We start from the raw sequence: 7,857 nt of genomic DNA, 5'->3' as shown, positions 1-7,857 counted from the left end.
AAAAATTGTATTGCGGTGATAATGAAAATCTGAAAACATTAAATGTAGAAGGCGCTTCTGCTTTGGTATATTTGGATTGTTCTGGTACTAGTATTAGTAATCTGGATGTCAGTAGCAATACTGCTTTAAAAGACTTATTTTGCAATAGTGATGAAACTTTAAAAACACTAAATGTAAATGGAGCTTCTGCTTTAGAATCGTTGGATTGTGCTGGTACCAGTATTAGTAATTTGGATATCAGTAGCAATACTGCTTTAATAACCTTGTATTGCAATGATAATGAAAATTTAAAAACACTAAATGTAAAAGGAGCTTCTGCTTTGCAATGGTTGAATTGTTCTAATATCGGTATTAGTAATCTGAATGTCAGTAGTAATACTGATTTAAAAGACTTATTTTGCAACGATAATGAAAATTTAAAAACATTAAATGTAAAGGGAGCTTCTGCTTTAGAATCGTTGAATTGCTCTCGTACTGGCATTAGTGGTCTGAATGTCAGTGAAAATAAAAAATTAGCATTCTTGTATTGTACGAATATAAATTTTGCTTATTTGGATCTAGGGATAAATATAGGATTTACTAATTTAGATATGCTTACATCTGTAACAAGAGATTTGGCAGTTGCAGATAATTCGTTTCATATTGAAGATAAATTTGATGGTATTGATAAGAGTAAAATTACCATTATAAGTGGAGCAGATTATGATTCAGAAAATGGTATCGTAAGTAACTATACCGAAGGAACACCTATTGTCTATGAATATAAGTGTGGTACAGTGAAGGATGAAGAAATAACGTTAACGGTTACATTGAACATTAAGGTTGGTATAGAAATCAATGAACAAAATTTTCCAGATGAAGGATTCAGAGATTGGTTAAAGGAACAACGTTATGGAAAAGATGGTATCATTACACAAGAAGAGATAGCAAATATAACAAGAATTGATGTTACTGGAGAAGAAACTATCTCAAACTTAACAGGTATTGCAAACTTTACAAAACTAAAAGAATTGTTTTGCAGTAATAATGAAAATTTAAAAACATTAAATGTAAAAGGAGTTTCTGCTTTGGTATCGTTGGATTGTTCTGGTACCAGTATTAGTAATCTAGATGTCAGTAGCAATACTGCTTTAACAACCTTACTCTGCAAAAATAATGAAGATTTGAAAACATTAAATGTAAAGGGAGCTTCTGCTTTAACAACCTTGTATTGTGACAGTACGAACATCAATAGTCTAGATGTCAGTAGCAATACTGCTTTAACAAACCTGTATTGCAATGATAATGAAAATTTAAAAACATTAAATGTAAAAGGAGCTTCTGTTTTGGAATTATTGAATTGTTCTGGTACCAGTATTAGTAATCTGGATGTCAGTAGTAATACTGCTTTAACAACCTTACTTTGCAAAAATAATGGAAGTTTGAAAACATTAAATGTAAAGGGAGCTTCTGCTTTAACAACCTTGTATTGTGACAGTACGAACATCAATAGTCTAGATGTCAGTAGCAATACTGCTTTAACAACCTTATTTTGTAATGATAATGAAAGTTTGAAAACATTAAATGTAAAAGGAGCTTCTGCTTTGGAATCATTGATTTGTTCTGGTACCAGTATTAGTAATCTGGATGTCAGTAGCAATACTGCTTTAACAACCTTAATTTGCAATGATAATGAAAATTTAAAAACATTAAATGTAAAGGGAGCTTCAGCTTTGCAAATGTTGCTTTGTTCTGATACTGGCATTAGTGGTCTGAGTGTCAGTGAAAATAAAGAATTAATATCCTTGAATTGCAAGGATATAAGTTTTGCCTATTTGGATCTAGGGACAAATATAGGAATTACTGATTTAAGTATGCCTACATCTGTAATAAAAGATTTGGCAGTTGCAGGTAATTCGTTTCATATTGTAGATAAATTTGATGGTATTGATAAGAGTAAGGTTACCATTATAAGTGGAGCAGATTATGATTCAGAAAATGGTATCGTAAGTAACTATATTGAAGGAACACCTATTGTCTATGAATATAAGTGTGGCACAGTGGAGGATAAAGAAATAACTTTAACAGTTACATTGAACTTTAAGACTGGTATAGAAATCAATGAACAAAATTTTCCAGATGAAGGATTCAGAGAATGGTTAAAGAAACAAGATTATGGAACAGATGGTATCATTACACAAGAAGAGATAGCAAATATAACAAGAATTAATGTTGCTGGAGAAGAAACTATCTCAGACTTAACAGGTATTGCAAACTTTACAAAACTAAAAGAATTGTATTGCGGTAATAATGAAAATCTGAAAACATTAAATGTAGAAGGAGCTTCTGCTTTGGTATATTTGGATTGTTCTGGTACTAGTATTAGTAATCTGGATGTCAGTAGCAATACTGCTTTAACAACCTTGATTTGTAAACGTAATGAAAGTTTAAAAACACTAAATGTAAAGGGAGCTTCTGCTTTGGTATATTTGGATTGTTCTGGTACCAGTATTAGTAATTTGGATATCAGTGGCAATATTGCTTTAACAGACTTGATTTGCAGTCATAATGAAAGTTTGAAAACATTAAATGTAAAGGGAGCTTCTGCTTTGCAATCATTGAATTGTTCTGATACTGGCATTAGTGGTCTGAACGTCAGTGAAAATAAAAAATTAGCATTCTTGTATTGTACGAATATAAGTTTTGCCTATTTGGATCTAGGGACAAATATAGGAATTACTGATTTAAATATGCTTAGATCTGTAACAAAAGATTTGGCAGTTGCAGGTAATTCGTTTCATATTGAAGATAAATTTGATGGTATCGATAAGAGTAAGATTACCATTATAAGTGGTGCAGATTATGATTCAGAAGCTGGTATCGTAAGTAACTATACCGAAGGAACACCTATTGTTTATGAATATAAGTGCGGTATAGTGAAGGATAAAGAAATAACTTTAAGGGTTACATTGAACATTAAGGTTGGTATAGAAATCAATGAACAAAATTTTCCAGATGAAGGATTCAGAGATTGGTTAAAGGAACAAGATTATGGAAAAGATGGTATCATTACACAAGAAGAGATAGCAAATATAACAAGAATTAATGTTGCTGGAGAAAAAACTATCTCAGACTTAGCAGGAATAGAAAAATTTACGAATTTAGAAGAATTGGATTGCATCGACACAAGCATCTCAAGTCTAGATGTTAGTAATAATACTAAGTTAGAAGTCTTATCGTGCTACAGCAATGCAAAGCTGAAAACTTTGGAAGTCAACGGTGCTTCTTCTTTAGTATACTTGAATTGCAACAACACTAGCATTACAAGTCTAGATGTAAGTAGTAATGCTAATTTAGTAAACTTGAATTGCTCTAACAATGAAAATCTAAAAACTTTGAAAGTCAATGGTGCTATTGCTTTAACAAACTTGAATTGCTATGGAACTGGCATTACCAGTCTAGATGTCAGCGACAATGCTAATTTAAAATTCCTAAATTGCAACAATACTCCTCTTGCCAATCTAAATTTAGGAACAAATACAAGTTTAATAGAATTATATATACCAACAAACGTGATGTTGGATTTAGATGTCACAGAAAATACGTTTAAAATTGAAGATAAAATTAAAGGTATTGATAAGAGCAAGATTACCATTCAAAGTGGAGCAAGCTTAGATTCAGAAACAGGGATCGTTAGTGGATATAAATATGGAATACCAATTGTATATGAATATGATTGTGGAATAGCAAAAGGAAAAAAACAAAGTTTAACAGTAACATTGTACCTAAGTGGTTATTCAACTAGCTTAGAACTTAATGAAGCCAATTTCCCAGATATAGCATTTAGAAAATATTTAAAAGAAAATACAATAATCAATCCTAATGGTGATGACATGTTATCAGCTGCAGAAATAGCTAATGTAAAGATAATTGATATTACAGGTGAAAAAGATATTACAAACTTAACTGGTATTGCGAAATTTACTAATATGACTCTCATGTATTGCGATAATACTAGTATTGAAAGTTTAGACGTTAGTAGTAATGAGAAATTGGAAAAATTGGTTTGCGCTAACAATAAAAACTTGAAAAATCTAAATGTAAGTGGAGCTACTAATCTAAGTGCGTTGTATTGCTTTGATACTAATATCACTAGTTTAGATGTCAGCAACAATACTAATTTAATATATTTGGATTGTCACAACACTCCACTAGCTTATTTGAATCTAGGGGATAATCCAGGATTACTCACTTTATCCATGCCAACATCCGTAACAATAGACTTGAAAAAAGTAGATGACACATTTAATATCGGTGATAAATTTGCTGGAATTGATTTAAGCAAAATTACCATCAAAAGTGGCGCAAAATATGATTCCAAAACCGGTATTGTAAGTGGGTATACTGCAGAAACACCAATTGTATATGAATATGACTGTGGTACAGCAGATAATGTGAATCGAAAATTAACAGTTACGTTAAATATCATGTTTAAGGAAGATAGTAGTATTGATATTACGGAAAATTTAGATAAAACATATGATGAAAAACCTGTAAATGAAACACCTGAAGTTACCACATCAGGAAGTACAGGTGCAGTAACCTATGCTTGGGAAAAGCAGACTAGTGATTCTAAGTGGGAAAGTATAAAGGAAGCACCAATGAATGCAGGAACTTATCGTGTTACTGCTACAGTAGCTTCAGATGATAATCACAAATCCGCAAGTACAACGAACGTATTTACAATATCAAAAGCAGAGAGTACAATCTCTATTACAGAAACATTAGATAAAACATTTAATGGAAAAGTTGTTGACGAAAAACCTGAAGTTACTACAAAGGGAAGTACAGGTGTAGTAACCTATGCTTGGGAAAAGCAAATAAGCGATTCTAAATGGGAAAGTATCAATGAAGCACCAACGAATGCAGGAACTTATCGTGTTACTGCTACAGTAGCTTCAGATGATAATTACAAAGAAGCTAGTTCAACAGCTAAAGAATTTACGATTTCAAAGGCAGAAAGTACGATCTCTATTATAGAAATATTAGATAAAACATATGATGGATCTAATGCAAATAAGAAGCCTTCTGTTAGTGTAATAGGAAGTTTAGGTGAAGTAACCTATACTTGGGAAAAGCAGACAAGTGATTCTAAATGGGAAAGTATCAATGAAGCACCAATCAATGCAGGAACTTATCGTGTTACTGCTACAGTAGCTTCAGATGATAATTGCATGAAGGCTAGTTCAACAGCGAAAGAATTTACAATATCAAAAGCAGAAAGTACAATCTCTATTATAGAAACATTAGATAAAATATTTAATGGAAAAGTTGTTGACGAAAAACCTGAAGTTACTACAAAAGGAAGTTCAGGTGCAGTAACTTATACTTGGGAAAAGCAGATAAGTGATTCTAAGTGGGAAAGTATCAATGAAGCACCAACGAATGCAGGAACTTATCGTGTTACTGCTACAGTAGCTTCAGATGATAATTACAAAGAAGCTAGTTCAACAGCGAAAGAATTTACAATATCAAAAGCAGAAAGTACAATTTCTATTACAGAAACATTAGATAAAACATTTAATGGAAAAGCTGTTGACGAAAAACCTGAAGCTATTACAAAGGGAAGTACAGGAGAAGTAACTTATACTTGGGAAAAGAAAATAAGTGATTCTAAGTGGGAAAGTATCAACGAAGCACCAACAGATGCAGGTACTTATCGTGTTACTGCTACAATAGCTTCAGATGATAATTACAAATCCGCAAGTACAACGAACGTATTTACGATATCACAAGCAGAAAATAGTTGGATGAAAGAATTAGATATCAAAGATTGGACATATGGAAAGAGTCCTGTTAAGCCAAGTGCGACATCGAAATACGGAACTGTTAGCTTTACGTATAGTGATAGTAAAACAGGTGTATTTAAAAGCGATGTGCCTGAGAATGCCGGAACATGGTATGTGAAAGCAAGCGTATCAGAAACAGATAGTTACAAAGGTTTAGAAGAAGTGAAAGCATTCCAAATTGAAAAAGCTGAAGCACCTACGATCGTGTTACCTCAGAATTTAAGTGGTGTATATCATAAGGAATTATCTAGTGTGAAATTACCGGAAGGTTGGAAATGGGCAGATGGCACACTGGAATTGACAGATGCTAGTACAAGTTATCAAGCATATGTGAAAGTAGATGATGAGAATTATGATTATAGTAAGGTATCAGGTTATCACAAGGATGGACATTATGTAGAATGTAGTTTGTCTGTGACGTTATCAAAGGCAGAAAATCGTTGGATAAAAGAACCATCTATCAAGGATTGGACCTATAAGGAAGATGCTAGTAAGCCAAGTGCAAAAGCAGAATATGGGGATGTCGTTTATACGTATAGTAATGATCCAAATGGTGTATATACAACAGAGGTTCCTACGACTGCAGGAACATGGTATATGAAAGCAACGATCATCGCTTCAAAAGAATATACAGGATTGGATACGATCGTTACCTTTGAGATATTACAAGCAGAACCGACCTATACGATACCAACAGGGTTAGAAGCAACCTTTGGAGAAAGTCTAAAAGATGTGGAATTACCAACAGGATTTACTTGGGCAGAACCAAATGAAATGGTAGGAAGTGTAGGAAGTCATGAAGTTATCATAACTTATACACCACAGGATACGAATTATAAGGTAGTAACCGGAATCAAAGTAAAACTGAATGTACATAAGGCTGATAATAAACTAATCGTATCTTTATCAATGAATGATTGGGTATATGGAGAAACACCATCGAAAGCTCAAGTTGGATTCTTATTTGGAACACCTCGATATTTGTATAGTGATCGTATAGATGGAGCGTATACAGATGTAATACCAACAAATGCAGGAACATGGTATGTGAAAGCAGTTGTGGAAGATAGTGAAGATTATGAAGGAATAGAAAGTGAAGTGATATCCTTTGTGATCGAACCAAAGAGTGAAGTAAAGGTACCAACGATCGATACAGATAAAGACTTAGAAGATATAAGATTGACAGATGGGGAAAAGGTATTGGTAGAAGGAATCGATTATGATATCACAACAGAGATCGATGGAGATAAGACAACCGTTATCATCACGATGAAAGGGAATTATACGGGAACGATCATAAAGACTTATACCAAACAAAGAAGTGATGAAGGAGTAATCAAAGATACAGGAGGAATAGCAGTAAATGGATTTAGGGCAATCCTAATGGCTATGTTAGCTGGAATCGCTACAATGTGGAAAGGGAAGAAAAAAGAAGAATAAGACCTAGAAGCAAAGATACGCAACCTATAATCAGGTTGCGTATTTTCATAAGATTTTACCAGTTAGGAAGAAAATCATACCAAGTAGGAATAGGTTCTTTTTCTATGTGTGACTAATTTGTTAGGATATATTTGTAAAAGTTTACTGTTCAAACACAAAGAAAGAGGGACAAAAAATGAATAAAAAGACGAAGCAAACAGCAGCAGTCGCAATGGCAACTGTATTAAGTGTATCTACCGGAGTAAATTCTGTAACAGTAAGAGCACAAGAAAGTGATACAACGAAAGTACAAACAGCTCAAAATAATGAAAATGAACAAAAGGAAAAAGAAATTGCCCCATCCATCTCACTACCGGAAAATCTAGAAGCACAGGAAGGCACAACATTAAAGGAAGTAGCATTACCTGAAAACTGGAAATGGGTAGATGAAAGCATGATCTTATCTACAACGACAGATACTTATCCAGCGTACTTCACAGTAGATGATGAAACATATGATTATACAACAGTAGATGGATATCATGAAGCAGAGCATTATGTAGAAGTACAAGTTCCAGTAATGGTAAAACAAGCAGAAGAAATAATCGGT

General features: G+C 33.2%; 2 protein-coding genes. Both read left to right on the top strand.

The window, feature by feature from the left end:
- The first annotated feature begins 62 nt into the window (after positions 1–62).
- Positions 63–7,268, top strand: a complete 7,206-nt coding sequence (locus tag UGRO018_RS17155) for an MBG domain-containing protein (protein ID WP_416327735.1) — start codon at positions 63–65, stop codon at positions 7,266–7,268.
- Between the two features lie 175 nt (positions 7,269–7,443).
- The coding region (locus UGRO018_RS17150) for a hypothetical protein (RefSeq protein ID WP_416327734.1) at positions 7,444–7,857 on the top strand (414 nt) is incomplete at its 3' end.

The sequence above is a fragment of the Hoskinsella mucinilytica genome (assembly GCF_045223415.1).
Classification (GTDB): domain Bacteria; phylum Bacillota_I; class Bacilli_A; order Erysipelotrichales; family Erysipelotrichaceae; genus Hoskinsella; species Hoskinsella mucinilytica.
Note: the sequence above shows the minus strand (reverse complement) of the source record. Positions and strands in the feature narration are given on the sequence as shown.